We start from the raw sequence: 24,905 nt of genomic DNA, 5'->3' as shown, positions 1-24,905 counted from the left end.
GGTCAGGCGCGGGAGGTGGCGCTGCCCGGTGCGGCTCCCACGTGCAGCCGTCCATCGACCGCGTCGGCCGGCTGCCGCAGGTACCCGCGGCGACGCAGGCCCACCTCGAGCGGCAGGGTCGCGAGCGGCGGGATGGCGGCGACGCCCGCGAGGAGCGCCGGCTTCCATCCCCAGCGGAGGCGGATCGCGGCGACGGCCGTGACGATCACGTAGAGCACGAACGCGGCGCCGTGGAGGCGGCCGAAGACATAGACGCCGAGCTCGGTCGTCTCGGTCACGTACTTGAGGAGCATGCCGACCAGGAGGCCGGTCCACGTGATCGCCTCGACGACCGCGACCACGGCGAAGAGGCGGCCGAGGCGGGACGGGCGGTCGGAGCGGTCGCGCGTGCCGCGGACGAGCGCCGCGAATCCGGCGGTCGGCGTGGAGGGTGATCCCGCAGGGCGGTCGCCGGGCTCGGCGGGCGGGGCGGCGTCGGGGTGCGGGGCGTTCGTCATGGGGCCTTCCGGGGCGGGGGGATCCTCGGGGATCCGACGGGCGGGGCAGGTCGCCGCCCACGGTACGGGGCGCCATCGGGTGGGAGCTGAGGGCGCGAGCGGAGGGCGGGTGCCGGCGTGCGAGTCCGCCTGCCCGGACGCCGGGCGTGCCCGTGGCATGTGCATCCCCTGTGAGCCGGGCGTGAGCGAGGTCCTCACCGGACACGTGTCACGCACCACCGACGGGGTGTGCAAGCATTTCCACATGAGGTGGAATTCGCCTCGACGATCTGGGGGGATCAATTGGGGGAGCACCACTCTGCCGTCCGCCGTGCCTCGACACGGGGGACGCGCACCGCATCCACACGCGCACGTCTCGTCGCCGCCATCACGGGGCTCAGCCTCGGGGTGACGCTGCTCGTCGCCGTCGAGCCGGGCGCCGCTCCGGCCCAGGCCGCGACGACGGGCACCGCGGCGTCGAGCGCGCGCGTCATCGCGCCCGGTACGAGCGCCGTGCCGTCGGCCGCGACCGAGGGTGCGCCGACCACGGCGTCGATGATGCGGATCCTGCAGGCCACCGCGGCCGCGGCGCCGTTCACCGCGACGCCCGCGCCCGTCATCACCGGCAAGGCCGTTATCGGCCAGCGCCTCCTCGCCACCACCGCGCGCTGGACCCCGGCCGCGACGACGAGCGCGTACGCGTGGCTCGTCGACGGCGTGCCCGTGAGCGGGCAGACCAGCACGGCGTACACCGTCCGCGCCGCCGACGCGGGATCCGTCATCACGGTCGCCGTGACCGGCAGCCGCTCCGGCTACGACGCCACCACGCAGACGAGCGAGCCGACCGCGACCGTCCCGACGCCCGTCGTCGCGCCGTTCACGGCCGCCCCCACGCCCACCATCGCCGGATCCCCGCAGGTGGGCTTCACGCTCACCGCCCGGGCCGGCACCTGGACCCCGTGGCCCACCTTCACCTACGCCTGGACCCGCGACGGCGTGCTCATCGGCGGGCAGACCGGCGTCACCTACCGCGTCACCGAGCAGGACCGCGGCGCGGCCCTCGCCGTGACGGTCACCGGCACGAAGACCGGGTACGCGACGACGTCCCGGACGAGCGACGCGATGACCGTGCCGGGCGCGACCCCGACCCCGACGCCGACCCCGACGCCGACCGCGGCGCCCACGCCGACGCCGACGCCGACGGTCGCGCCGACCCCCACGCCCACGGTCGCCCCCACCAACGCTCCGACGCCCGCGCCGACGACGCCGCCCGCCGCGCCCTTCACCGCCGCGGCGACGCCCACCATCGCGGGCACGTCGCGCGTCGGCTTCACGCTGTCCGCGCAGGCCGGGGTGTGGACCCCGTGGCCCGCGTTCTCCTACGCGTGGCTGCGCGACGGGGTGGCGATCGCCGGGCAGACCGGCGCGACCTACCGCGTGCAGGCCGGGGACGCGGGATCCCGCATCAGCGTCACCGTGACCGGCACGAAGACCGGCTACGCGACGCAGTCGCTGACGAGCGTGGAGCTCCAGGTCCCGGCCGCGAGCACGCCGACGCCCACCCCGGCGCCGACGACGCCCGCGCCCACCCCGACGCCGACCGCGACGCCGGGCACGCCCACGCCCGCGCCGCCCGCGCCGACCCCCGTCCCCACCCCGGAGCCCACCGCCGCTCCCGAGGACGCGCCGTTCTCGGCCGCCGCCACCCCGACCATCGCCGGCACCGCTCGCGTCGGCTTCACGCTGTCCGCGCGCGCCGGGGTCTGGACCCCCTGGCCGACCTTCTCCTACCAGTGGACCCGCGACGGCGTCGCGATCGACGGCCAGACCGCGGTCACCTACCGCGTGCAGGAGGGCGACCAGGGCGCCACGATCGCCGTGGTCGTCACGGGCACGAAGACCGGGTACGTCACGCAGTCCCTCGCGAGCGACGGCCTCCTCGTGCCGCTGCCCGAGTCGACGCCGGAGCCGACCGTGCCCACGCCGGACCCGACGCCCGCCCCCGACGTCGCGTTCGCGGCCGTCGGCACCCCGTCCATCACCGGACTCGGCCGCGTGGACTACACGCTGAACGCCAAGTCCGGCACGTGGTCGCCGTGGCCCTCCTTCTCCTACGCGTGGATGCGCGACGGCGTGGTGATCCCCGACCAGACCGGCGCGAGCTACCGGGTCGTCGCGAGCGACGTCGGCACGAGCATCTCGGTCGCCGTCACCGGCACGAGGACCGGGTACGTCACGCAGACCGCGACGAGCCCCGGCATCGCCGTCGTCGCGACGCCCGTGACCCCGCCGCCGCCCGCGCCGGCCGTGCCGTTCGAGGCGACGACGACGCCGGTGATCCAGGGATCGCCCGTCGCCGACAGCCCGCTGCGGGTGGAGACGCCCGCGTGGACGCCGGAGGCCACCTCCTACTCCTACGCGTGGGCCCGCGACGGCGTCACCGTGCTCCGCGCGACCGACGCGACGTACGCCGTGCGCCGCGCGGACGCCGGGTCGCGGATCACCGTCACGGTCACCGGCACGCGCACGGGCTACACGGCGACGAGCGTGACGAGCGAGCCGACCGCGGTCGTGGTCGACGCCCTCGACGTGCCGCCCGCCGAGCCCGCGCCGTCGCCCGACGACCAGCCGTTCACGGACGCGCCGACCCCGACGATCACGGGGGACGCGACCGTCGGATCCACCCTCACGGCCGAGACGCCCGTTTGGACGCCCGAGGCCACCGCCTTCTCCTACGTGTGGCAGCGCAACGGCGTCGTGGTCCCCGGCCGCACCGCGTCGACCTACGTGCCCGCGCCGCGCGACGCCGGATCGCAGATCACCGTGACCGTCACCGGACGGGCCGACGGCTACGCGCCCACGTCCCGCACCTCCGTGCCGCGGCAGATCGCCTCGACCGGGGAGGGCTACGACGTCGTCGTGATCCTCGGCCAGTCGAACGCGCAGGGCGTCGGCACCGGGTGGGATCCGTCCGTCGACGTGAGCGTGCCCGGCCTCGACCAGCTCGCCGGCAGCGGCGCCAAGGCCGGGCAGATCGTGCCCGCCAAGGACTCGCTCAGCCACGTGACCACCTGGACGACGTCCGGCGGCGTGCAGGCCGTCGGCCCCGGGATGGAGCTCGGCCGGCACATGCTCGCCGACGCCCGCCCGGGCCGGAAGGTGCTGCTCGTCCCCGCGGCGATGGCGTCCACCTCGATGACGGGCGACGGCACCTACGCCTGGAACCCGGCGGACACGCGCTCGCGCATCAACCTGTTCACGCGCGCGCTCGGGCAGATCGACGCCGCGCTCGCGCAGGATCCCGACAACCGCCTCGTCGCGGTCGTCTGGGCCCAGGGCGAGTCCGACGCGACGCGCACCACCGCCGCCGGCTACCAGTCGATGCTGCTCGACCTCGTCGACCGGCTGAACGCGCGCTACGGCGCGGTGCCGTTCCTCGTCGGCGGCATGGTGCCCGAGTGGCTGAACGTGTCGTCGCTGCGCCAGGCCATCGATACCGCGCAGCAGGGCATGCCCGCGCTGCGGTCGAACGTGTCCTACATCCCGGGAGCCGCGGGGTACAGCAGGGCCGAGGACTCGATCCACTACACGGCGGCCGGCGCGAGGGCCATGGGCGACAAGTACTTCGCCGCGTACCAGCGGGCGACGGGAGCCGTGCAGCTGTCGAGGTAGGGGAGGCGCGGCCGGGTGCGATGCCCGGCCGCGCTCCCCTCGACGTCAGCAGCGGTCGTCGTGGTCGTCGACCGCCCGCTCGCCCGTGAGCGCGCCGACGGGCACGGTGCACGCCTCGCCGCGCCACGCTTCGACGCCCTCGCGGACGGCGAACGCGGCGATGGCGAGCCCGGTGACGGGATCCGCCCACCACCAGCCGAGCCCGGCGTCGAGCAGCAGCCCGATCAGCAGCGCGGCGGAGAGCCACGCGCACACCAGGGTCTGCCGCGAGTCGGCGACCGCGCTCGCGGAGCCGAGCTCGGTGCCCGTGCGGCGCTCGAGCAGGCTGAGGGCCGGCATCACGGCGAGGCTCAGGGCCGCGAGGACGATGCCCGTCGTGCTCGGGCGCGCGGCGGATCCGCCGGCCAGCGCGAGCACGGCGTCCACGCTCACGTAGGCCGCGAGCCCGAGGAACGACACGGCGATGAGCCGGAGGGCCGTGCGCTCGCGCGCCTCCGGATCCGGCGCGGAGAACTGCCACGCGACGGCGGAGGCGGCGAGCACCTCCACGATCGAGTCGAGCCCGAAGGCCACGAGCGCGGTCGACGACGCGGCGGCGCCCGCGGTGAGGGCGACGACGGCCTCGACCGCGTTCCACGCGATGGTTCCCGCGACGATCCAGCGGATGCGGCGGCGCAGCACGTCGCGGCGGGCGATCGTGAGCCCCGGCGCGGACGCGAGGCCGCTCACGCGCCCGCCTCGCAGCAGCCGGGATCGCAGAGCGCCGGATCCGCGCAGGCCCGGTCGTCGTCCACCGCGAGCACGACCTCCACGAGCGCGCCGAGGCCACGGGCGATGCGCGCGTCCTGGATCTCGTACCGCGTGCTGCGTCCCTCGGGCACCGTGCGGACGATGCCGCAGCCGCGCAGGCAGGCGAGGTGGTTGGACACGTTCTGCCGCGTGAAGCCGAGGGACTCGGCGAGGAGCGCGGGGTAGGCGGGGCCGTCGAGCAGCTCCATCAGGATGCGGGCGCGGGTCGGATCCGCGAGCGCGCGGCCGAGCCGGGTCATGACGTCGAGGCGGGGAGCGAGGGTGGGCACGCGAGGACGGTACAGCGCCCGCTGTATCGATGTCGAGGTCCGCCGCCGCGGCGGTCTGCCAGGATCGACGGGACGCCCGACCCTCGGGCGACGCCCCGACCGGAGGATCCATGGCCGAGCGCATCCCGCACGTCGTCTTCGTCTGCGCCCGCAACGGCGGCAAGTCCCAGCTCGCGGCGGCCCTCATGCGGAACGCGGCGGGGGACGCCGTCGCCGTCACGTCGGCGGGCACCGATCCCGGCACCTCGCTCAACGCCCTCGCCGTGGAGTCGCTCACCGAGCTCGGCATCGACGTGGCGGGCGAGAGCCCGAAGCCGCTCACCGACGACATGGTGCGCGAGGCCGACCTCGTGGTCGTGCTCGGCGCGGAGGCGCACGTGGACGGCGACCAGGACGTCGCGGTCGAGACGTGGATCACGGACGAGCCCAGCGAGCGCGGCATCGACGGCATGGAGCGGATGCGGCTCGTGCGCGACGACATCCGTGCGCGCGTCGAGGAGCTGCGCGGCCGTCTCGGCGGCGTCGCGGGCGGCCCGGCGGCGCGCTAGGCGTCCACGGACGCGCGCCGTTCGACGCGGCGGGCGACGAGCGCATCGATGTGCCGCTCCAGCACGCCGAGCGCGCGGGCGCTGCGGGCCGCGTCCGGCTCGTCGACGAGCAGCTGCAGCGCGAGGCCCGCGAGCAGCGCCTGCAGGTGGTCGGCCTCGGCGTCGGGATCCGCGTCGGGTCGCAGCAGGCCGGCCGCGCGCAGCTGAGCGAGCTGCTCGAGGCACGTTTCGCGCGCGGCCGCGTGGGCGGCGGCGCGCACCTCGCGCAGCCGCGGGTGCGAGGCGGCATCCGCGAGGAGCGCCGCGGTGACCTCGGCCTCGGCGCGGCGCGCGTCGTCCAGCGGCAGGTGCTCCGCGAGGATTCGCACGGCCCGGCGTCGGGCGTCCGGGTCGGCGCGCCGCGTCCGGATGCGCGCGTCGATCCGCCGAGCCACCAGCTCGGTCGCGTGGGCCACGAGGTCGATCCGGCTGGGGAAGCTGTGGCGCAGGGATCCCGTCGAGAGGCCCGCCTCGGCCGCGACCGTGCGGACGGAGACGCCGCTCGCGCCCTCGCGGCGGATGACCCGCCAGACCGCCTCGGCGAGCTCGTCCTCGCGGCGGGCGTGGTCGATCAGGCGGGGCATGGCGTCACGGTAGCACCGGGATGTGGCCTGTCCCCAGGCGGTCAGACGAACGCCTCGCGAACGGTAGCTTCGACCAAATGTGCGCCTTCTCGCCGCCGTGCGGCCCCGTCGTGGGGTGGGTGGACGGCGATGTCGTCCGCGCCACCGGGATCCCCTATGCGACCGCCGCCCGGTTCGCGCCGCCGGTCACGCACCCCGACTGGACGCAGCCGCGGGACGCGACCGACTGGGCGCCCGGGTGCCCGCAGCCGCCCATGGAGGAGCTCGACGCGGTGCTCGGGGACTTCTCCCGACTCCCCGTGGACGAGGATTGCCTGCGCGTGTCCGTCACCATGCCGCGCGACGTGCGGCCGGACGATGCGCTGCCGGTGATGGTGTGGATCCACGGAGGCTCGTACGTGTCGGGCGCGGGCGACATGCCGATCATGGATCCCGCCGCGCTCGTCACGGAGCAGCGCGTGGTGGTCGTCACGGTCACCTACCGGCTCGGTCTCCTCGGCTACCTCGGTGACGGACGGGACCGGCCCGCGAACCTGGGCCTCCTCGACCAGCTCGCGGCGCTCCGCTGGGTGGCTCGCAACATCCGGGCGTTCGGCGGGGACCCGGACCGCGTCACGGCGTTCGGGCAGTCGGCGGGCGGTGACGCGGTCGCGCACCTGTTGGCCGTGCCCGAGGCGGCCGGGCTGTTCTGCCGGGCGATCATCCAGAGCGCGCCGCTCGGCATCGCGCGGGGCAGACGGCGCATGAACGCGGCGATGGCGCGCGCATCCCGCGGGCTCACGACCGACATGCCTGTCGAGGAGGTGCTCGCACGCCAGGCCGGGGTCGAGCGCGCCGCCGCGCCGTACGGGCTGCTCGGATCGATGCCGTTCGGCACGCAGTACGGGCACGCGCCGCTCCCGCCCGAGTCCGGGATCGACGCGGCCTGGGATGCGTCCGCTCCCCGCGTCGACGTGCTGATCGGCAACACGGCGGAGGAGGCGCGGCCGTTCCTGCCCCGGATCCCGTGGCTGGTGCAGCTGACGGGCCTCCCGGTCGTCGGCCCGCTCCTGCGCGGTGCGACCGTCGCGTCCGTGTCGGGCATCATCTACGGGATCCCCGCCCGCCGCTTCGCCCGCCGTCACGCGCGGGCCGGCGGCACGGCGCACCGCTACGTGATCCGCTGGTCGGCGCCCGGCAGCCCCTTCGGCGCCGCGCACACCGTGGACCTGCCGCTCCTCTTCGGCGACGAGGACGCATGGCGCGGTGCGGGGCTCCTCGCAGGTGCCGACTGGGAGGGGATCCAGCGCGACGCCCGCCGCGTGCGCCAGGTGTGGGGCGACTTCGCGCGCGGGCGGATCCCGACGCGGCAGCTGATCCCGGGCGTTCTGGAGCTGCGGCGCGTGCGCGGCTGACACGTCAGCCTCGCGCGCCGTCCACGCGGAGCCGTGATCGCCGCGGCCACCGCGGGCCGCGCGAAGCCGTCACGCGAGCACGGGCCAGGGCTCCGGCGTCCGGTCGTCGGTCGCGAGGAGGGCCGCGAGCCAGTCGTCCTCGCGGCCGGCGCGACCCATGGCGCCCAGGCGGGCGACGCCCTCGAAGCGGAAGCCGAGAGCCCGGGCGACGGCCGCGGATCCGGTGTTCCCGGCGTAGGCGCGCCAGCCGATGCGGACGAGGCCGAGCCCCGCGGACGCATCGAACCCGTGGTCGACGACCGCCGCGGCGGCCTCGCGCATGATCCCGCGGCCGCGCGCGGCAGGTGCCAGCCAGTACCCGATCTCGGCCCCGCCGTCCGCAATGCCGTGCAGCCCGACGGTGCCCACGAGATCGCCGCCCTCGAGCGCGACCCAGGTGAGCCGCTCGCCCGAGGCCCAGCCGTCCGCGCAGAACTCCGACACGTAAGAGACGGCGTCCTCGCGCGTGTACGGCACGGGCACGGGCACGTACCGCTGGACCTGCGGATCCTGGCACGCCGAGGTGATCCCGTCGACGTCGTCGAGCACGGGTCGGCGGAGCGTCAGGCGCGGGGTGCGGAGGGTGACCGGATCCATCGGGCCACGCTAGCGGAGCCGGGCCCGCGAATTCATCGCGGCAGCCGCGCTCGAAGACGCTGCGTCGTCGCGGGCGTAGCACGTGCTGAGTAATCCCACTGATTTCCGTACGGCATTGACATGGGTTCATGGGCAGAGGAAGGTCTGCCGCATCATCCACATTGACGGGTACATTTACCCAGGTAAAGAGTTTACGCGTGAAGGTAAATCGGCGGCTCATCGCCATGGCCGCCTCGCATTCCGACAATCAGCGCCACTACGGGACGCGCGTCACTGCGGCGCAGATTGCTGCCGCCGACGCCGCAGTCACGCAGGTCCGTGCATTCCAGAGCACCGTCACGGCGGTCGACGGGGATATCCACTTTGACGCGGCGCGCGCGCTCGCCCTGGGGGCGCGCCCCGAGACCGTGCGTGAGGTCGCGACCGGCATCGTGGCCGCAGGCGGAACGGTGTCGGGGGTCTCAGTCGATGCCTCCGCGGTCCGCGTGGCGCGGGACGCCGTCCAGCTCTCATCCTGCGTCGGGGTCAACGACTCCTCGACGCAGTGGTTCGGACACCAGCTCAAGCTCGACTCGTGCAACACGAGCCGACTCATCGGTGCACTGGCGGTAGGCGCAGGCGCCGCGGGGATCGCAGCCCTCATCACCGCCTGGACAGGTGCCGGACCGGTCGTCGCTGGTGTCATCGCAGGTGCACTCACCATCGGGGGCGGCGCGATCGCCATCTGCGCCGCCGATGGTGACGGTCTTATCTTGGATCAGGGATGGAACGGCGTGCCATGGTGCTCGGGACAGTGAGAGTGGTCCTGGCGGGATGCGTTCCCTGCGCCACCGGCGATGGCGTACGTGAGCCGGGGAGCGTGATCTGAATGTCAGCTCGACACCGCCTCCTCTTCGTCTCCACGCTCGTCATCACCTCGGGTCTGGTGCTCGTCGGGATCCTCCTGCTCGCGACCTCGGGGTTCATGGACATGCGGGGATCGGCCTTGTGCATCGTCGCCGCGCTTATCGGCATCACCTACGCGTCGGTCATTACGGCGCAGCGTCGGCGCCCGCACCGCTGATCGCGTTGACGCGCCGCCGCCCGGCAAGCGCACGACGGCCGACGGCCCGCCCCCACCTGCGTGGGGACGGGCCATCGTCGCGAGCGGAGATCAGTCGCGCGGCTTCCGCCCGCGACGCTCCGGGGCCGCGCCGCGCTCGGCGGCACGGGGGCCGCCGCGGTCGGGGCGGATGTCGATCGGGCGACCGTTGATGACCGTGCTCGCGAGCCTGTCGATCCGGTCCTGCGGCAGTCCCGCCGGCAGCTCGACGAGCGAGAAGTCGGGGCGGATGTCGATGTGGCCGAAGTCCTCGCGGCTGAAGCCGCCCTCGTTGGCGAGCGCGCCGACGATCTGGCGGGGCTCCACGCGGTGGCGGCGGCCGACGTCGATGCGGTACGTCGCCATGTTGCCGCTGCCGCGCGCCGGGCGGGCGCGACGCTCGCCGCGGTCGTCGCCGTCGCGGGACGGGCGGTCGTCCCGGCGCTCGCGCTCGACGCGCGGCGGACGCAGGTCGTCGGCCGAGAGCAGGAGCGGGGTGTCGCCCTGCGCCACGATCGCGAGCGCGGCGGCCACGTCGGACTCGACGACGTCGTGGTGGTTCACGTAGTGGCCCACGATGTCGCGGAACGCGTCGAGGCGCTCGCGGTCGGCGAGGGCCGCGGTGATCGCGTCGTCGAAGCGGGAGAGGCGCGTCACGTTCACGTCCTCCGCGCTCGGCATGCGCATCTCGGCGAGCGGCTGGCGCGTGGCCTTCTCGATGGCGGTGAGGAGGCGGCGCTCGCGCGGCGTGACGAAGCTGATCGCCGCGCCGCTGCGTCCGGCGCGACCCGTGCGGCCGATGCGGTGCACGTACGACTCGGTGTCGATGGGGATGTCGTAGTTGACGACGTGGCTGATCCGGTCGACGTCGAGCCCGCGGGCGGCGACGTCGGTGGCGACGAGGATGTCGAGCTTGCCCGACTTCAGCTGCTCGACCGTGCGCTCGCGCTGCGCCTGCGCGACGTCGCCGGAGATGGCGGCGGCCGCGTAGCCGCGGGCGCGCAGCTTCTCGGCGAGCGTCTCCGTCTCGTTCTTCGTGCGGACGAACACGATCATGCCCTCGAAGTTCTCGGTCTCGAGGATGCGCGTGAGGGCGTCGACCTTCTGCGGGTACGACACCATCAGGTAGCGCTGCGTCGTGTTCGCCGAGGTCGTGGTCTTGTTCTTGACCGTGATCTCCTCGGGGTCCTGCAGGTACTTGCCCGAGATGCGGCGGATCTGCGCGGGCATCGTCGCCGAGAACAGCGCGATCTGCTTCGACTTCGGGGTGTCCGCGAGGATCGTCTCCACGTCCTCCGCGAAGCCCATCTTGAGCATCTCGTCGGCCTCGTCGAGCACGAGGAACTTCAGCTGCGACAGGTCGAGGGTGCCCTTGTCGAGGTGGTCCATGATCCGGCCGGGGGTGCCGACGACCACGTGCACGCCGCGGCGCAGCGCCGACAGCTGCACGCCGTAGCCCTGGCCGCCGTAGACGGGCAGCACGTGCACGCCGCGCATGCCCGACGCGTAGCGCTCGAACGCCTCGCACACCTGGAGCGCGAGCTCGCGGGTGGGCGCGAGCACGAGGGCCTGCGGGGTCTTCTGGGACACGTCGAGGTTGGAGAGGATCGGCAGCGCGAACGCGGCCGTCTTGCCGGTGCCGGTCTGGGCGACGCCGAGGACGTCGCGGCCGGAGAGGAGGGAGGGGATCGTGGCCGCCTGGATCGCGGAGGGCGTCTCGTAGCCCACGTCCTTGAGTGCCTTGAGCACCTGGTCGGAGAGACCGAGGTCGCTGAAGGTCGTGCGGGGGGCGGCGTCCGCGTCGGGGGTGGATGCGGTGTCGTCAGTGCTCATGCCTCAACGGTAGGGGGTCGGGGGTGCCGCGCGCCCCACCTCGCGCGGATCGGCGGGCGGTCAGCGCGGCCGGCGTCCGACGTACGCCGTGCGGGTGCCGCGGAGGCCGAGGTCCGGGATCCTCGCCAGGGCGTGCGGGCCGCCGTCGTCGAGGAGGGCGTCGAGGGCCGCGCGGTCGTCCGCGTCCAGGCGGTCGACGGCGCGGTCGCGGACGCGGGCCAGCCACGTGCGGGCGTAGGGGAGGGTCGCGGCGGCGGCGATCGGATCCGCCGGGTCGGGGTCGGTGCGGAACACGCGCGTCGCGACGTCGACGAGGCCGGCGTCGCGCAGCCACGGCGCCCAGTCCGGGTGCGAGGGGCCGCCGGTGCCGCCGTGCGTGACCGCGTCGTCGAGGCGGTCGGCGAGGCCCGGGCGGACGAGGTCCGGATCGAGGTCGTCCGGCAGGAAGCGGGGCGGGCCGTCCATCTCGACGACGGCGAGCAAGCCGCCCGGCGCGAGCCCGTCGTGGATGCGGGCGAGCAGTCGCGCGGGGTCGGCGACCTCGTGCAGCAGGAGCGACGCCCACACCAGGTCGGCGGGCGGCAGCGCGGGCCAGCCCGCGTCGAGGTCGGCGCGCACGGTGCGGATGCGGTCGGCCAGGCCGTCGACGACGGCGCGCTCGGCGACCCGGTCGAGCATGGCGTCGCTCGCGTCGACGGCGTGCACCACGGCCCGGTCGACGCGGCGCGCGAGCGCGACCGTGCCGGTGCCGGTCCCCGCGCCGAGGTCGACGACCACGCGGCCGGCCGTGTCGCGCGCGAGGCGGCGGACCCAGGCGGTCAGCTCGCGCTGGTGGCCGTGCAGGATCCGGGCGTCGAGGTCGAGCATGCGGGCGAGCGACGGGTCGGCGGGGCCGTGGCCGGGGGCGGGGTGCAGGTGCGTCATGGATCCAGGGTGGCGCACCCCTGCCGCAGACGCATACGATCTTGCCCATGACGCAAGAGCCCGATGTCGACGCCCTCGTCCGCCAGCGCATCCGGAGCCTCCGGGAGGCCCGCGGCTGGTCGCTCGACGCGCTCGCGGCCCGGTGCTTCCTCAGCCCGTCGACGCTCAGCCGCATCGAGACCGGTCACCGGCGCATCGCGCTCGACCAGCTCGTGCCCATCGCGCAGGCCCTCGAGACGTCGCTCGACGCGCTCATCGAGTCGGGCGACGACGCCGACGTCGTGATCCGCCCCCAGGCGGACTCGGAGGCGGGGCGCACGATGTGGATCCTCTCGCGCGGCGGAGCCAGCGGATCCGGCCCCTTCGTCGCGAAGATGCGCATGACGCCGACGCGGCCCGTGCCGGTGGACCGGCTCGGCGTGCACCCCGGGCGCGACTGGTTCACGGTGCTCTCGGGCACCGCGCGGCTCCAGCTGGGGGAGCGGACGATCCTCGTGGAGGCGGGCGACGCGGCCGAGTTCTCGACCATGGTGCCGCACGCCATCGGCGCGCACCGCGGTGTCGTCGAGATCCTCACGATCCTCGACCGCGACGGGCAGCGGGCGCACCTGCGGACGACGGGGACGGGTCCCGCCGCCCGCGCGGGGGACGACCCGACGGAGGCCTAGCCCTCGGCCGGCGGCGTCTCGGGCACGGGCTCGACCGGCGTCTCGGGCTCCGGCGGCGCGGGCGGCGTCGTGGGCTCCGGGCTCTCGACCGGCGGCTCGGGCGAGGGCTCGGGATCGGGCGCGGGCGTCGTCGGGTCCGGCGTGGGCACCGTGGGCGGGTCCGTCGTCGGCTGGGGCTCGGGGTCGCCCGGCGTGGTCGGGTCCGGGTTCGACGGCGAGCCGCCGCCGGTGCCGGGGTTCGACGTCCCGGGATCCGAGCCGCCGCCGCTGGAGCCGCCGCCGCCGGTGCCGCCGCCGGTGCCGGGGTTGAAGATCCCCGTCCCCGGCCGCGTGCCGGGACGCGACGGGACGTCGGGCGCCTTGGGCACGACGGGGAGCGCGATGCGCTCGGGAGCGGGGGTGGCGAGCGTGAGGGTCACGACGGTGCCGGGCGCGACGCGCGTGCCGGCGGCCGGGTCCTGGCTCGCGACGATGCCCACGTCCTGGCGCACGAACGCGCCGCCGCCGGTGCCCGCGAAGGCGATGCCGAAGCCGGACGCGGCGAGCGTGTCGCCCGCGTCGGCGCCGCTCATGCGCGTCACGTCGACCATCTCGACCAGGCCGTCGGCCGAGACGGGGAGCGGGTTCGCCGGATCGGTCGCGTTCGGCACCGGGCGGGAGTCGGAGATCTCGATGGTGTCGGGGTCCGCGACGTCGTCGGCCGGCGTCGGCAGCGCGGAGGCGACAGCGCCGCCCGCGATGAGCGCGAGGGCGACGCCGGTGGCGAGGCCGCCGGCGGCCCGGGTGCGGATGCCGGGGATCCAGGCCGCGCCGCTGCGGAGGAGCGGGATGAGCCCGGCGACGAGGGCGACGACGCCGAGCGCGATGAGGAGGCCGGGAATCCCGGCGATGACGGCGGCGGCGACGACGAGCACCGCGGCGACCGCGAGCGCGGCCCACGGCCAGGTGCTGCGGCCGCGCAGGGCCGGCGCGGTGGCGGCGGCGCGCGGGGTCGGAGCGGAGGCGGCGCTCGTGGCCGGGCGCGGCGGCGCGAAGCTGCCGGCCACGGACGAGGTGCGGGGAGCGGGAGCCGGAGCGTCGAGGGGCGCACCGGTAGGCGGCGCCGTCGGGAGGCCGGTGGGAGGGGCGACGGGTGCGCCGGTCGGCGGCGCCATCGGGTAGCCGGCGGGCGGTGCGACAGGAGCACCCGTGGGCGGGGCGAGCGGCGCACCGGCGGGCGGGGCGTCCACGGACGCGTCGACGGCGGATCTCGCGGGCGGGGCGAGCGGCGCGGCCCCGGCCGCGTAGCCCTCGGGCAGCGGCGACTCGGAGATCAGCTTGGGCTCGGGCGTCGAGGAGGCGCGGCCCGGGAAGACGCGGCGGCTGGAGACGAGCGACGTCCAGCGGGTGCCGTCCCAGAAGCGCTGGTTGCCCTCGCCGTCGCCGAACCAGCCGGGCTCGTCGGACGATGGGGTGACCGACGTCGGGGAGGCGGGCGGCGGGGTCGACGACATGGTGCTCCTCAGGAGAGCGTTCCCCAGGTGGGGGAACTGCTCGTCCGCTCAGATTAGGCGGCGCTCGGGCCGGCCGGGAAGCCCGGGCGCGTCGCCGGGCGGCCGCCCGCACCCCCAATCAGGGGCGCGGCGACAGCGGGACGAGGTCGACCGCGAAGCCGCGCGTGCCCGCGAGGCGGACGCCGTCGGCGCTGCCGACGAAGGCGACGCAGGCGGGATCGCCCGGGCGCGGGGCGCCGTCGACGGCCGCGACGGGTCGGACGGGGGCGGTGGTGGGGGAGACGGACACGGGCACGGGATCCTCCTGATCTCACCGCTCGGGCGGCGGCGCACCCGGGCTCGCGGACCCGCCGTCGTCGCGCGTCCTCCCCGGGGCCTCGCGCCTCGTCCCCAGGGGGGACGGGGGGCGGATCGCGGAGCGCGCGGCCGGTCAGCGCGCGTCGTCCGCCTCGCGCCGGCCGAGGGCCACGTCCTCCGCGTCGATCATCCCGAGCACGGCGCGCACGGCGATCTCCGGGTACCGCCCCTCCCGGCGCGCGGCGAGCACGGCGACCCGCTCGGCGTCGATCATCCGGCGCCGCACCCGGTCGTGCGCGAGGCGCTCGGTCGTGGTCTCCGGCAGCGCGTCGTCGCCCGGGCCGTCGCTCGCGCCGTGCTCGCGGATCGCCACGGCGCGCGCCGCCAGGCCGGCCTCGCGGGCCTCGTCGAGGAGGCGATCGCGGTCGGACCTCTCCTGGTCGTCGGCGGAGTGCCCGAGCCTCAGGCGGCGGATGATGGCGGGCAGCGCGAGCCCGCCCAGGAGGGTGCCCGCCACCATCACGAACGCGAGGAACTGCAGCAGCTCCCGCTCCGGCGTCTCCGCGGGCAGGAGGAACGCGGCGGCGAGGGTCACGACGCCGCGCACCCCGGCGGACGAGACGGCGGTCACGGTCCGCCAGGTCCAGGTGCGCGCCCGCAGCCGCGCCGGCCCGTGGTCGAACAGCACCTTCGCGAGCGCCACCGAGACGAAGCGCGCCGCGGTCAGCACCGCGAGCAGCAGGATCGCGAGCCCGGCGATCTGCCATCCGTCGAGGCTCGACTCCGGCAGGTCGCGGAGGATGCCGGCGAGGCTCAGCCCGATGAGGAGGAAGACGGCGTTCTCGAGCAGGAACTGGATCGTGCGCCAGTTCACCGACTCCGCGATGCGCGCCTCGGGCGACTGGATCAGCGGCGAGCGGTAGCCGAGCACGAGCCCGGCCGCGACCACGGCCAGCACCCCGGATCCGCCGATCTCCTGGGCCGGGATGAAGGCGACGTAGGGGATCGCCAGCGAGAGGCTCGTGTCGAGCACGGCGGACCGGAGGAAGCGGCGCACCGCGGAGAAGAGGAACGCCACCGCGAGGCCGATGGCGACGCCCGCGACCACCGCCACGAGGAAGCCGCCCGCGACGTCCACGGGGTGCACGGCGCCGACGATCGCGGCGATGGCCGTGTTGAGCGCGACGAGCGCGGTCGCGTCGTTGAGGAGGCTCTCGGTCTCGAGGATCGACATCACGCGGCGCGGGAGCTTCACGCGCCCGGCGACGGCGGAGACCGCGACCGCGTCCGTCGGCGCGACGACGGCGCCGAGGGCGAGCGCCGCCGCGAGCCCCACGGCCGGCACGAGCGCCCACAGCGTCAGCCCGAACACGACGAGCGTGACCACGACGACGCCGACCGAGAGCACGACGATGCTGTCGCGCCGGGCCCGGATGTCGGCCAGCGGCGTGCGGATCGCGGCCGCGAACAGCAGCGGCGGCAGGAGCCCGTAGAGCACGGCGTCCGGCTCGATCACGATCTGCGGCACGCCCGGCACGAACGACAGCGCCGCCCCGACCGCGACCAGCGCCACGGGCGCCGACCAGCCCACGCGCCCCGCGAGCCCGGACACGGCGACGGTCACGACGACGAAGGAGGCGACCCAGGCGATGATCTCGGGCATGCGCGGCTTCCGGTGGGGGCGGGCGGGGGACCGTTCGGGCGGGCGTGGTCGCGGGGGATCAGCCGGTGCGGGTCCGCGCGCGGGCCGCGTCGAGGTCGCGCGCGTCGAGCCCGTGCCCGCCCGGTCGCACGTGGGAGGAGACGTCGGCGCCGCGGGCGAGCGCCTCGCGCACCGTCCGCTCCACGTCGACGAGCGGCGCCATGGCGTCGGCGTCGCCGTTGAGCAGCGTGATCCGCGTGCCCGAGAGGTCGGCGGCCGGCTCCCGGTCGCCGAGCGGCCAGCGCGCGGAGAAGGCGATCGTCGCGGGCAGCGCGGACGGGTGCAGCAGCGTGGTCGCCAGCGCCATGTTCGCCCCGTTCGAGAACCCGACAGCGAGGATCTCCCGGTCCCCCAGAGCGTAGGCCGACCGTGCCTCGGCGACCAGGTCGGCGAGCTCGGCGGCGCGCGCGACCACGTCGTCGACGTCGAAGACCCCTTCCGCGTGGCGGCGGAACCAGCGGGCGGCGGATCCCTCGCGCACGCTCCCGCGCGGTGCCAGCACGGGCTGCCCGGGCGCGAGGAGCCGCGCGAGCTCGAGGCCCTGCCGCTCGTCGGCGCCCGTGCCGTGCAGGCCGAGGACCACGGGGCCGGTGTCGGCGCCCGGCCGGAACTCGTGGGGCGTCGCGTCGAGGAGCGCGCTCACGCGGCGGATCCATCGGCCGCGGCGGCCTCGTCGTCCGGCAGGCGCAGCGGCGGCACCGCGGCCTCGATGTCCGCGCGGCTGGGCTCGAGCCACGGCGGGAGGCGGAGGCTGCGGCCCAGCTCGAGCAGCGGCTCGTCGATGTCGAAGCCGGGCGTGTCCGTCGCGATCTCGAAGAGCACGCCGCCGGGCTCGCGGAAGTAGATGGAGGTGAAGTACTGCCGGTCGAGGATCTGCGTCACCTGGTGCCCGCGATCCACCAGCTCGTCGCGCCACGCCTGCTGCTCGACGCGGCCCGGCACGCGGAACGCGACGTGGTGCACGGTGCCGCCGGCCGTGAGGCCCTGCTGCGCACCCGGGTCGGCGACGAGGTCGACGATCGCGCCGGGTCCGCCGTCCCCCGCGGCGAAGCGGAAGCGGCCGTCGCGCTCGTCCACGAGCCGGAGCCCGAGGTCGTCGGTGAGGACGGACGCCGTGCCCGCGGGATCCCGCACGGTGAGCACCGAGGAGTGCTGGCCGCGGATCGCGTGCTCGGCGGGCACGTCGGCCGAGTCCCACGGCGCGCGCGGGTCGACGACGGAGGAGGCGACGAGGTCGATCTGCAGCCCGTCGGGGTCGCGGAGCGAGAGGCGCTCCTCCTCGGATCCGGTCGACGAGATCGACGAGGCGACGCCGACCTGGCGCAGGTGCTCGGCCCACCAGCCGAGGCTGCCGGCGGGCACCGAGAACGCGGTCGTCGTGGACTGGCCCGCGCCGACGCGGCCCGCGGGCACGCCCTTCCACGGGAAGAAGGTGAGGAGGGATCCGGGCCGGCCCTCGGTGTCGCCGTAGTAGAGGTGGTAGCTGCCGGGACTGTCGAAGTTGACGGTGCGCTTCACGAGCCGGAGGCCCATCGCGCGCACGTAGAAGTCGACGTTCCGCTGCGGGTCGCCGCCGATGGCGGTGACGTGGTGCAGTCCCTGGGTGCTGGCGGTCATGAGGCGCTCCTTCCGCGCGGCCCGGTCGGGCCATGTCCATGCAAACGCATGGGACGGCGGATCATTCCCGGTGGGACGGAGGAGGGGAGATGGCGTCGCCGCCACCTCCCCTCCTCCGCGCTCACGCGTCAGTCGTCGAGGTGCGCGATGGCGTAGTCCGCCTCCTCCGCGGTGAACTTCTCGCCGTACTCGCTCGTGAGCTGATCCCGGATCGCGGCGGGCGACATCGCCGCCATCTCGCGGTACGTCTTCGCCTTCGCGAGCGCGTTGGCGTTCCAGTCGGCCTGGACGTTGTCCACGGCGTACTGCGCGGCCTCCGGCGTGAACTGCTCGCCGTACTCGCTCGTGAGCTGGTCGTACAGGCCGGCCTTGCTCATGTCCAGGCCGTTCGCGTACGTCTCCGCCTTGATGAGCGCCGTCGCGCTCTCGGCCGGCACGGCGGGTGCCGCGGGCTCGGCGGCGGCCGTCGTCTCCTCGGCGGCGGGCTCGCTCGCCTCGGGCGTCGGGGTCGGCAGCGCCTCCGCCTCGGCGGACGACTCGACGACCTCGGCGGTGCCGGTGGACGTGCTCGAGGTACTGACGGCAGCCGCGAACGCGATCGTGACGAACAGCGACGTGACGGCCGCCACGGCGCCGAGCGACAGGCCGGTGATCGCCATGCCCTTGCTCTGCTGGCGGCGCAGGGCGAGGATCCCGAGCACCACGGCGGCGGCGCCCGCGATCAGGCCGAAGACCGGGACGAGGCCGGACAGGAAGGCGACGATCCCCACGACCAGCGCGGCGATCGCGAGGCCCTTGGGGCGGACGCCGTATGGGGGCGGCGGAGGGGTCGCGGTGCCGGCGGGGGCGGGCGGTCCGTAGGGGCTGGGCGGCGGGGGCTGGTGCGGGTCCGGGGACGGGTATCCCGGCTGCTCGGGTGCGGTCATGCCCGCAGCATGACAGCGCGGCCGCCGTGCGGAGCACCGATCCCGGGATGCGAGGACCCCCACTTCGCGGCGCGGGGACCCCCACTTCGCGGGCATCGGTCCCGACCGCGGTCCTCGCGCGTCCCCCTAGCCTGGATCGACGAGGGGGACGCCCATGGACCTGCGCTGGCTGAGCGCGCCCGACGACGAGGTCGCGGCGGCGATGCGCACCGTCCGGCGGAGCGCCCGTCCGTCGTGGGTGCCATCGCGCCGGAAGGTGCTCGCGCACGTGAACGACTCGCTGATCCTCTGGTACGTCTGCGTCGTGCTCCTGTACTGGGGCGTCGTCACCGACGGCGCGGGCGACGGCGCCGTCACGCCCGCGACGATCGCGGGGCTCGCGGGAGCCGCCGTGGTCCTCGCCGTCTGGCTCCTCGGGTCCCGCCTCCTGCACCGCTGGGCGGCGAGGCCGCCGTCGCCGCGAGCCCGCGGGCGGGAGTGGCGGCAGCACCTGACGGCCCTCGCCAACGGGTTCCAACCGCAGCCGAGCGGCGGGCGCACCTTCCGGGCGCTCATCACCGAGGACGCGGGCGGGGTCCTCGTCGTCCCCCGCTTCCGGGCCGCGGGCGTCGAGTTCGGCGACGTCGTGCGGAAGCGCGCGCGGCGCAGCGGATGGACCTACGTCGCGGTCACCCTGCCCGTGCCGCTGCCGCACCTGCTGCTCGACGCGACCGGGGACGACGCGCGCGGCGGCGACCTCCCGGCGAGCGTGCGGCGCGGCCAGCGCCTCTCGCTCGAGGGCGACTTCGACCGGCAGTTCCGCCTGTACGCGCCCGCCGAGTACGAGCGCGACGCCCTCTACCTGCTGACGCCCGACGTCATGGCCGCGCTCGTCGACGACGCGGCGGGCTTCGACGTGGAGATGGTCGACGACACGCTGGTGTTCTTCCGCCGGGAGCTCGCCGACTTCGCCGAGCCCGCCCCGTGGGAGGCGACCGGGCGGATCCTCGACGGCGTCGCGGCTCGCATCCGGCGCCGCGCGGTGCGGTACCGCGACGAGCGCGTGCTGCTCGGCGACGGCGGTGGGGCCGCGCCGCTGCGGGCCGACCTCGACGAGCAGCCTCCGGATCCCCGCGCCCCGCGCATCGCCGCCGACGGCCGCCGCCTCGACATCCGCGACCGCCGCACGGGCTGCCTCGGCGCCGTCGGCTGGTTCGCCTGGATCGCGTTCCGCGCCTCGCTGATCTTCGTGCCCGCGGTCTTCGCCTTCGCGGGCTTCATGTCCATCGTCGACGGGCGCTGACCGGCGGGGCGTGCCTCAGCTGGTCGTCGACGCGCGATCCGCCCGGCGCAGCGTCAGGGCGTCGAGGGTCGGGCGCCGGTCGAGGAGCAGGCGGAGCGCGCCGATCGCGGCCTCGAGCTGGCGCGCGTCGAGCGCCCCGCCGATCGCGTCGTGCACCGTGGCCTCGGCGGCGCGCACGTCCGCCACGCGGCGCTGCCCCTCCGCGGTCAGCCGCAGGACGACGCTGCGGCGGCTGCGCGGATCCGGGTCGCGGTGCACGAGGCCCTGCCGCACGAGCGCGTCGACGAGCCGGCTGGGCGAGCCGGCCTCGCAGACGAGCCGGGCGCCGAGGCCGGCGAGGCTGATCCCGGGCGCCTCGGCGAGCACGACGACCGCCTCCGCCTGCGCGGGCGTCAGCCCGGTCGGCGCGAGGGCGGCCGCGTACGCGCGGGCGCCCTCGCGCTGCGCCCCGAGGATCAGGTAGCGGAGCTCCTCGGCCGGTCTCATGCTGCGCCCGCCGCCACGCCGAGGCCGACCTCGGAACGCACGAACCCGTCCACGGCATCCGCGTACTCCCCGGGGTGCGTGAAGCGGAGCATGTGCCCGGTGCCGGGCAGCACCATCTCCCGGGCATGCGGCAGCCCGTCGCGGAGCGCGGCGGCGGCGGTGGGGCCGACGAGCCGGTCGTCCTCGGGGGTCATCAGCAGCGTCGGCACGTCGATGCGGTGGATGCGCGCGCGCACGTCGAAGCCGACGACCGCGCCGACCCGGTTCGCGTAGGCGCTGGCGGGCGTGTGGATCCGGAACAGCTCCCGGTAGTCGCGACGGGTCAGCGGGTGCGGAGCCGCCGCGTCCGACCGGGAGGCGAGCTGCGCCGCGTGGAAGCGGAGGATCCCCTGCTCGTAGAGGACCCGCGGCACGTGCCGGGCGAGGGAGGCGGCGCGCGTCTTCCACGCGGGCGTCGGATCCGCCGCGAAGCCGCCCGAGAGCACGAGCCCGGCGAGTCCCGCCGGGCGACGGAGCGCCAGCGCCAGGCTCACGACCGCGCCGAAGGAGTCGCCCACGAGCACGTAACGCGGGAGGTCGCGCACCAAGTCCTCGACGGCGTCGGCCGCCTCCTCGACCGAGCGCGCGTCGTGGGGCAGGGCGAGGGTGCGGAGCGGGTACGCGGCCAGCGCTCGGAGGGGACGGAAGTCCCACGGCGCTCCCGAGAAGCAGGGCACGCCGACGAGCGTGGGCGGGGACGCGATTGATGACATGTCATCAATATAGGGTCGCGCATCGACCCGCGTCGACCCCCGAACGGGCCGCCGCGGGATCAGCCGCCGACGGCCCGCCGCACCAGCTCCGCCACGCGCTCCTCGTTGGCGGGATCCACCGCGGTCAGCGCGTAGGACGTCGGCCACATCGTGCCCTCGTCGAGCTGCGCCGGATCCTGGAAGCCGAGCGTCGAGTACCGGGTCCCGAACTTCGAGCCCGGCTGGAAGAACACGACGGGCTTGCCGTCGGCGTCCGCGTAGGCCGGGAAGCCGTACCAGGTCTTGGGCGCGAGGTCTGGCGCGTGCTCGAGCACGATGCCGTGCAGCCACTCGGCGATCGCGCGCTCCTCCGGCGGCATCGCGGCGAACGCGTCGAGCACTCCCTGCAGCGCGGCGGCCTGCTTGTCGGCGGCCTTCTGCGCCTTGGCCTCCTCGCGCAGCTCCCTCGCGCGCTGCTTCATCGCCTCGCGCTCGTCCTTCGAGAAACCGCTGTCGGTCATGTCCGCTCCCTCGCGTGGTGGTCTGCCTGGAGCGTGGCAGGTGGCGGCGGACCCGGCAAGCGGCCCGCGGATCCCGTACCCGCTGCGACGGCGTACCGTCGGACCATGAGCACCCACGAGCAGGACCAGCCCATCATGGACGGCGCCGGCGAGGCGACCGCGGACGAGAAGCGCGCCGGGCTCGCCGAGCAGGTCGCCTACGACCACCGCGACAGCGGATCCGAGGCCATGGCCGCCGACCTCGACCGCCGCACCGAGGACGCGGGACTCGGCGAGGGCCCGGCCGACCCGGCGGCGACGCAGGCGACCTCCACCGGCAGCGACGGCATCGAGGGCGAGGCCGACGCGGAGGTCGACGGGCCGCACCCCGCCTGATCTCCGACACGCCCGCGAGGAGCCGCCCGGAATGCCCGGGCGGCTCCTCGTCGTTGGGGCAGGGGATGACTGAGAACCGAGACACCCCCGCCCGCACGTCCGCCCTCGCCGCGTCCCCGCGCTCCGACGGAACGGGTCGCACGGCTCTCGTGGTCGGCGCGACCGGCATCAGCGGATCCGCTCTGGTCGACCAGCTCACCGCGGAGGGCTGGGACGTGCTCGCGCTCAGCCGCCGCGCCGGCGCCGACCGCCCGGGCGTCCGCTGGATCAGCGCCGACCTCCGCTCCGCCGATGACCTCCGCCGCGCGCTCTCCGGCGAGCAGCCCACGCACGTGTTCTTCACCGCGTGGTCGCGCCAGCCCACCGAGCAGGAGAACATCGACGTCAACGGCGGCATGGTGCGCGACCTCCTCGCGGCCCTCGACGGCGCGCCCGTCGAGCACGCCGCCCTCGTCACCGGCCTCAAGCACTACCTCGGCCCGTTCGAGGCGTACGGGCAGGGCAACATGCCCGACACCCCCTTCCACGAGGAGGAGGAGCGCCTCGAGGCCCCGAACTTCTACTACGCGCAGGAGGACGAGCTGTTCGCCGCCGCCGCGCGCCAGGGCTTCGCGTGGTCGGTGCACCGCTCGCACACGGTCATCGGGCACGCGGTCGGCAACCAGATGAACATGGGGCTGACGCTCGCGGTCTACGGATCCATCTGCCGCGACCTCGGCCTGCCGTTCGTCTTCCCGGGCAGCGCGACCCAGTGGGACGGCCTCACCGACGTGACCGACGCGACCGTGCTCGCCGACCAGATGATCTGGGCGTCCACCCACGAGGCCGGCCGCGACGAGGCGTTCAACGTCGTCAACGGCGACGTCTTCCGCTGGCGCTGGATGTGGCCCCGCCTCGCCGCGTACTTCGGCGTCGAGCCGGTCGGCTTCCAGGACGCGCCGCGTCCGCTCGAGCAGCAGATGGCCGGCTACGAGGACGAGTGGGCCCGCATCGCGCGCGAGGCCGGACTCGCGGAATCCGACCTCAACCGCATCGCCTCCTGGTGGCACACCGATGCCGACCTCGGCCGCGACATCGAGGTGGTCACCGACATCAGCAAGAGCCGGCTCGCCGGCTTCCACACGCACCACCGCACGCTCGACAGCTTCCTCGGGCTGTTCGAGCGCTACCGCGCGGAGGGGCTCATCCCGCGCTGATCGGCTGCGCGGGCGCCGCTCCCGCGGCCGGGCGCGTCCCGTAGGCGAGGCGGCGGATCGCCCACTCGGCGGGACCCGCCCGGCCGGCGCGCTCGAGCGCCACGGCCACCGCGACCGTGACGAGCCAGACGCCGATCGCGATCAGCGCGATGCGGGCGGTCCCCGCGCCGACGCCGAGGCCGAGCGACCACGGCTCCAGCAGGATCGCGAACAGCACGGACTGGAGCAGGTAGCACGTCATCGAGCGGCGGCCCACGGCCACGAGCGCACGGAGCGCCGGCCCGGGCGCGGGATCCCCTCGGCGGGCCCGCGCGGCGACCGCCCAGCCGACGAGGCCGAGCAGCCCGAGCGCGCCGCCCACGCCGGTCGCGCCGTGCAGCACCCCGAGCAGGTAGAGCGCGACCGGATCCGCGTCGATCGCGCCCACCGCCGCGAGCACGAGCGGCAGCGCGCCGAGCACGCTGACGGGCAGGCCGACCAGCGCCAGCGCGCGCAGGAGCGGCAGGTGCGCGGCCGGGTCCTCGAGCACGCGGCGGCGGCCGAGCAGCATCCCGATCGCCGCCAGCGGCACGAGCGCCCCCACCGTCACGGGGGTCGCCACGATCAGCGCGGCGAGCGTGACCGCCCGGCTCGCGAGGTCGCCGAGGAAAGTGCCGTCGCCGCCGGACAGCGAGGCGGATCCGTCGTCGCCCGTGAGGCCGTCCGCCCCGGCGACGACGAGGAACACGACCGCGGGCGCCCCCACGAGCACGCGGAACACGCGGTCGCTCGCCCGGTACAGCGCGGCGAGCGCGAGCCCGAGGATCCCGTACGACAGCAGGATGTCGCCCTCGAACAGCAGCACCACGTGCAGCGCCCCGAAGACCACGAGCCACGCGCTCCGGCGGAGGAGCAGCCGTCGGGCGCGCGGGCCGTCGACGCCCGCGGCCGCCTGGCGCCGCAGGATCACCGCGAAGCCGTACGCGAACAGCATCGTGAACAGCGGGAACGCGCGGTTGTCGACGAGCGTGCCCACGAGCGCATCGGCCACGTGGTCGAGCGGCGTGCCGTCCGTCGGGCGGCCGAGCGGGCCGGTCGGGCGGCCGACGATGAAGTAGACGGAGTTCGCGAGCGCGATGCCGAGCAGCGCGATGCCGCGGAGGAGGTCGGGCGCGAGGCTGCGCTCCGCCGCGGGCGTCGGACCGGCATGGGCGACGGGCGCGGGGGATCCGGGGAGCGGGGTCACGGATCCAGCCTGCCCGGTGCGGACGCGCGGCGCCTCCGCCCGGCGGGGGACCGCGCGCGCATCCACCGATCGGTCGATGCCGTGGATCGACCGCTCGGCCGTTCCGCTGCGGGCCGCCGA

The 24,905-nt window shown here is 75.5% G+C and carries 26 protein-coding genes; 9 read left to right on the top strand and 17 right to left on the bottom strand.

Annotated features, from left to right (window positions below; genetic code table 11):
- Positions 1–2: 2 nt before the first annotated feature.
- Positions 3–497 (bottom strand): DUF3817 domain-containing protein, encoded by a 495-nt coding sequence (locus B5P21_RS11240; protein ID WP_236688810.1) that lies wholly within the window; start codon positions 495–497, stop codon positions 3–5.
- A gap of 387 nt (positions 498–884) precedes the next feature.
- Here B5P21_RS11240 and B5P21_RS11235 point away from each other — a divergent pair, with 387 nt between their 5' ends.
- The gene (locus B5P21_RS11235; RefSeq protein ID WP_246865278.1) at positions 885–4,148 is read left to right on the top strand and encodes a sialate O-acetylesterase; all 3,264 of its coding nucleotides are present in this window, start codon (positions 885–887) and stop codon (positions 4,146–4,148) included.
- A 45-nt stretch (positions 4,149–4,193) separates the two neighbouring features.
- Here B5P21_RS11235 and B5P21_RS11230 read toward each other — a convergent pair whose 3' ends face one another.
- On the bottom strand, positions 4,194–4,877 hold the full coding sequence (locus B5P21_RS11230; RefSeq protein WP_094171156.1) for a cation efflux transmembrane domain-containing protein: 684 nt from the start codon (positions 4,875–4,877) through the stop codon (positions 4,194–4,196).
- Positions 4,874–5,227 (bottom strand): Cd(II)/Pb(II)-sensing metalloregulatory transcriptional regulator CmtR, encoded by a 354-nt coding sequence (gene cmtR, locus B5P21_RS11225; protein WP_045527293.1) that lies wholly within the window; start codon positions 5,225–5,227, stop codon positions 4,874–4,876. The genes B5P21_RS11230 and cmtR overlap by 4 nt, the downstream gene beginning before the upstream one ends.
- Before the next feature lie 110 nt (positions 5,228–5,337).
- Between cmtR and B5P21_RS11220 the strand changes: the two genes are divergently transcribed.
- Entirely contained in the window at positions 5,338–5,775 is a 438-nt protein-coding gene (locus tag B5P21_RS11220; RefSeq protein ID WP_045527295.1) for an arsenate-mycothiol transferase ArsC, read from the top strand.
- On the opposite strand, the gene B5P21_RS11215 is transcribed toward B5P21_RS11220, so the two are convergent.
- Positions 5,772–6,398 carry a TetR/AcrR family transcriptional regulator gene (locus tag B5P21_RS11215; RefSeq protein WP_045527297.1) on the bottom strand — a complete coding sequence of 209 codons (627 nt, stop codon included), beginning with the start codon at positions 6,396–6,398 and terminating at the stop codon, positions 5,772–5,774. The genes B5P21_RS11220 and B5P21_RS11215 overlap by 4 nt on opposite strands.
- Before the next feature lie 77 nt (positions 6,399–6,475).
- Here B5P21_RS11215 and B5P21_RS11210 point away from each other — a divergent pair, with 77 nt between their 5' ends.
- Positions 6,476–7,792, top strand: a complete 1,317-nt coding sequence (locus B5P21_RS11210) for a carboxylesterase family protein (RefSeq protein ID WP_045527299.1) — start codon at positions 6,476–6,478, stop codon at positions 7,790–7,792.
- 69 nt (positions 7,793–7,861) lie between these two features.
- On the opposite strand, the gene B5P21_RS11205 is transcribed toward B5P21_RS11210, so the two are convergent.
- A complete protein-coding gene (locus B5P21_RS11205; protein WP_045527300.1) occupies positions 7,862–8,428 on the bottom strand; it encodes a GNAT family N-acetyltransferase in 567 nt (188 codons plus the stop codon).
- A gap of 197 nt (positions 8,429–8,625) precedes the next feature.
- Between B5P21_RS11205 and B5P21_RS11200 the strand changes: the two genes are divergently transcribed.
- Positions 8,626–9,225: a hypothetical protein gene (locus B5P21_RS11200; protein WP_045527302.1), complete on the top strand. Its 600-nt coding sequence runs from the start codon at positions 8,626–8,628 to the stop codon at positions 9,223–9,225.
- A gap of 71 nt (positions 9,226–9,296) precedes the next feature.
- The gene (locus B5P21_RS11195) at positions 9,297–9,491 is read left to right on the top strand and encodes a hypothetical protein (protein WP_094171155.1); all 195 of its coding nucleotides are present in this window, start codon (positions 9,297–9,299) and stop codon (positions 9,489–9,491) included.
- A gap of 90 nt (positions 9,492–9,581) precedes the next feature.
- On the opposite strand, the gene B5P21_RS11190 is transcribed toward B5P21_RS11195, so the two are convergent.
- Positions 9,582–11,342 (bottom strand): DEAD/DEAH box helicase, encoded by a 1,761-nt coding sequence (locus tag B5P21_RS11190; protein ID WP_045527306.1) that lies wholly within the window; start codon positions 11,340–11,342, stop codon positions 9,582–9,584.
- A 60-nt stretch (positions 11,343–11,402) separates the two neighbouring features.
- Positions 11,403–12,266, bottom strand: a complete 864-nt coding sequence (locus tag B5P21_RS11185; protein WP_045527308.1) for a class I SAM-dependent methyltransferase — start codon at positions 12,264–12,266, stop codon at positions 11,403–11,405.
- Between the two features lie 47 nt (positions 12,267–12,313).
- Here B5P21_RS11185 and B5P21_RS11180 point away from each other — a divergent pair, with 47 nt between their 5' ends.
- Positions 12,314–12,934, top strand: a complete 621-nt coding sequence (locus tag B5P21_RS11180) for a helix-turn-helix transcriptional regulator (RefSeq protein ID WP_045527310.1) — start codon at positions 12,314–12,316, stop codon at positions 12,932–12,934.
- Here the strand turns inward: B5P21_RS11180 and B5P21_RS11175 are convergent.
- The 6 genes from B5P21_RS11175 to B5P21_RS11155 all read right to left on the bottom strand — a co-directional run bounded on the left by B5P21_RS11175 (position 12,931) and on the right by B5P21_RS11155 (position 18,969).
- Positions 12,931–14,427 (bottom strand): PASTA domain-containing protein, encoded by a 1,497-nt coding sequence (locus tag B5P21_RS11175; protein ID WP_045527312.1) that lies wholly within the window; start codon positions 14,425–14,427, stop codon positions 12,931–12,933. The two genes, B5P21_RS11180 and B5P21_RS11175, sit on opposite strands and share 4 nt — an antisense overlap.
- A gap of 118 nt (positions 14,428–14,545) precedes the next feature.
- Complete coding sequence (locus B5P21_RS16860; protein WP_158385383.1) at positions 14,546–14,716, bottom strand: hypothetical protein; 171 nt, start codon at positions 14,714–14,716, stop codon at positions 14,546–14,548.
- Positions 14,717–14,857: 141 nt separating this feature from the next.
- A complete protein-coding gene (locus B5P21_RS11170) occupies positions 14,858–16,387 on the bottom strand; it encodes a cation:proton antiporter (protein WP_045527314.1) in 1,530 nt (509 codons plus the stop codon).
- 58 nt (positions 16,388–16,445) lie between these two features.
- Complete coding sequence (locus B5P21_RS11165; RefSeq protein ID WP_045527315.1) at positions 16,446–17,069, bottom strand: alpha/beta hydrolase; 624 nt, start codon at positions 17,067–17,069, stop codon at positions 16,446–16,448.
- Positions 17,066–18,043, bottom strand: a complete 978-nt coding sequence (locus B5P21_RS11160) for a ring-cleaving dioxygenase (protein WP_045527317.1) — start codon at positions 18,041–18,043, stop codon at positions 17,066–17,068. The genes B5P21_RS11165 and B5P21_RS11160 overlap by 4 nt, the downstream gene beginning before the upstream one ends.
- 128 nt (positions 18,044–18,171) lie before the next feature.
- Complete coding sequence (locus tag B5P21_RS11155; protein WP_045527319.1) at positions 18,172–18,969, bottom strand: Ltp family lipoprotein; 798 nt, start codon at positions 18,967–18,969, stop codon at positions 18,172–18,174.
- Between the two features lie 154 nt (positions 18,970–19,123).
- On the opposite strand from B5P21_RS11155, the gene B5P21_RS11150 reads away from it, so the two are divergent.
- Positions 19,124–20,251 (top strand): hypothetical protein, encoded by a 1,128-nt coding sequence (locus B5P21_RS11150; protein ID WP_052663178.1) that lies wholly within the window; start codon positions 19,124–19,126, stop codon positions 20,249–20,251.
- Between the two features lie 15 nt (positions 20,252–20,266).
- Here the strand turns inward: B5P21_RS11150 and B5P21_RS11145 are convergent, their stop codons facing one another.
- Genes B5P21_RS11145 through B5P21_RS11135 form a run of 3 tightly spaced genes read right to left on the bottom strand, consistent with a single transcriptional unit; the run spans position 20,267 to position 21,989 of the window.
- Entirely contained in the window at positions 20,267–20,737 is a 471-nt protein-coding gene (locus B5P21_RS11145; protein ID WP_045527321.1) for a MarR family winged helix-turn-helix transcriptional regulator, read from the bottom strand.
- Positions 20,734–21,489 (bottom strand): alpha/beta fold hydrolase, encoded by a 756-nt coding sequence (locus tag B5P21_RS11140; RefSeq protein WP_045527323.1) that lies wholly within the window; start codon positions 21,487–21,489, stop codon positions 20,734–20,736. Before B5P21_RS11140 ends, B5P21_RS11145 begins: the two co-directional genes overlap by 4 nt.
- 59 nt (positions 21,490–21,548) lie before the next feature.
- Complete coding sequence (locus B5P21_RS11135; protein ID WP_045527325.1) at positions 21,549–21,989, bottom strand: iron chaperone; 441 nt, start codon at positions 21,987–21,989, stop codon at positions 21,549–21,551.
- A 105-nt stretch (positions 21,990–22,094) separates the two neighbouring features.
- On the opposite strand from B5P21_RS11135, the gene B5P21_RS11130 reads away from it, so the two are divergent.
- A complete protein-coding gene (locus tag B5P21_RS11130) occupies positions 22,095–22,364 on the top strand; it encodes a hypothetical protein (protein ID WP_015489932.1) in 270 nt (89 codons plus the stop codon).
- A gap of 65 nt (positions 22,365–22,429) precedes the next feature.
- Positions 22,430–23,560 (top strand): SDR family oxidoreductase, encoded by a 1,131-nt coding sequence (locus B5P21_RS11125; protein WP_045527327.1) that lies wholly within the window; start codon positions 22,430–22,432, stop codon positions 23,558–23,560.
- On the opposite strand, the gene B5P21_RS11120 is transcribed toward B5P21_RS11125, so the two are convergent.
- A complete protein-coding gene (locus B5P21_RS11120; protein ID WP_094171421.1) occupies positions 23,547–24,785 on the bottom strand; it encodes a DUF418 domain-containing protein in 1,239 nt (412 codons plus the stop codon). The two genes, B5P21_RS11125 and B5P21_RS11120, sit on opposite strands and share 14 nt — an antisense overlap.
- Between the last annotated feature and the right edge of the window lie 120 nt (positions 24,786–24,905).

This window comes from Clavibacter michiganensis subsp. insidiosus (genome assembly GCF_002240565.1).
Taxonomy (GTDB): domain Bacteria; phylum Actinomycetota; class Actinomycetes; order Actinomycetales; family Microbacteriaceae; genus Clavibacter; species Clavibacter insidiosus.
The sequence above is the reverse complement of the archived record's forward strand: the minus strand, read 5'-3'. Positions and strand labels throughout refer to the sequence as shown.

Bases quoted from the DNA above. Each gene is read 5' to 3' on its own strand.
- B5P21_RS11240 (WP_236688810.1), bottom strand. From the start codon at position 497: ATGACGAACGCCCCGCACCCCGACGCCGCCCCGCCCGCCGAGCCCGGC.
- B5P21_RS11220 (WP_045527295.1), top strand. From the start codon at position 5,338: ATGGCCGAGCGCATCCCGCACGTCGTCTTCGTCTGCGCCCGCAACGGC.
- B5P21_RS11215 (WP_045527297.1), bottom strand. From the start codon at position 6,398: ATGCCCCGCCTGATCGACCACGCCCGCCGCGAGGACGAGCTCGCCGAG.
- B5P21_RS11210 (WP_045527299.1), top strand. From the start codon at position 6,476: ATGTGCGCCTTCTCGCCGCCGTGCGGCCCCGTCGTGGGGTGGGTGGAC.
- B5P21_RS11205 (WP_045527300.1), bottom strand. From the start codon at position 8,428: ATGGATCCGGTCACCCTCCGCACCCCGCGCCTGACGCTCCGCCGACCC.
- B5P21_RS11195 (WP_094171155.1), top strand. From the start codon at position 9,297: ATGTCAGCTCGACACCGCCTCCTCTTCGTCTCCACGCTCGTCATCACC.
- B5P21_RS11190 (WP_045527306.1), bottom strand. From the start codon at position 11,342: ATGAGCACTGACGACACCGCATCCACCCCCGACGCGGACGCCGCCCCC.
- B5P21_RS11185 (WP_045527308.1), bottom strand. From the start codon at position 12,266: ATGACGCACCTGCACCCCGCCCCCGGCCACGGCCCCGCCGACCCGTCG.
- B5P21_RS11180 (WP_045527310.1), top strand. From the start codon at position 12,314: ATGACGCAAGAGCCCGATGTCGACGCCCTCGTCCGCCAGCGCATCCGG.
- B5P21_RS11175 (WP_045527312.1), bottom strand. From the start codon at position 14,427: ATGTCGTCGACCCCGCCGCCCGCCTCCCCGACGTCGGTCACCCCATCG.
- B5P21_RS11170 (WP_045527314.1), bottom strand. From the start codon at position 16,387: ATGCCCGAGATCATCGCCTGGGTCGCCTCCTTCGTCGTCGTGACCGTC.
- B5P21_RS11160 (WP_045527317.1), bottom strand. From the start codon at position 18,043: ATGACCGCCAGCACCCAGGGACTGCACCACGTCACCGCCATCGGCGGC.
- B5P21_RS11155 (WP_045527319.1), bottom strand. From the start codon at position 18,969: ATGACCGCACCCGAGCAGCCGGGATACCCGTCCCCGGACCCGCACCAG.
- B5P21_RS11150 (WP_052663178.1), top strand. From the start codon at position 19,124: ATGGACCTGCGCTGGCTGAGCGCGCCCGACGACGAGGTCGCGGCGGCG.
- B5P21_RS11145 (WP_045527321.1), bottom strand. From the start codon at position 20,737: ATGAGACCGGCCGAGGAGCTCCGCTACCTGATCCTCGGGGCGCAGCGC.
- B5P21_RS11140 (WP_045527323.1), bottom strand. From the start codon at position 21,489: ATGTCATCAATCGCGTCCCCGCCCACGCTCGTCGGCGTGCCCTGCTTC.
- B5P21_RS11135 (WP_045527325.1), bottom strand. From the start codon at position 21,989: ATGACCGACAGCGGTTTCTCGAAGGACGAGCGCGAGGCGATGAAGCAG.
- B5P21_RS11130 (WP_015489932.1), top strand. From the start codon at position 22,095: ATGAGCACCCACGAGCAGGACCAGCCCATCATGGACGGCGCCGGCGAG.
- B5P21_RS11125 (WP_045527327.1), top strand. From the start codon at position 22,430: ATGACTGAGAACCGAGACACCCCCGCCCGCACGTCCGCCCTCGCCGCG.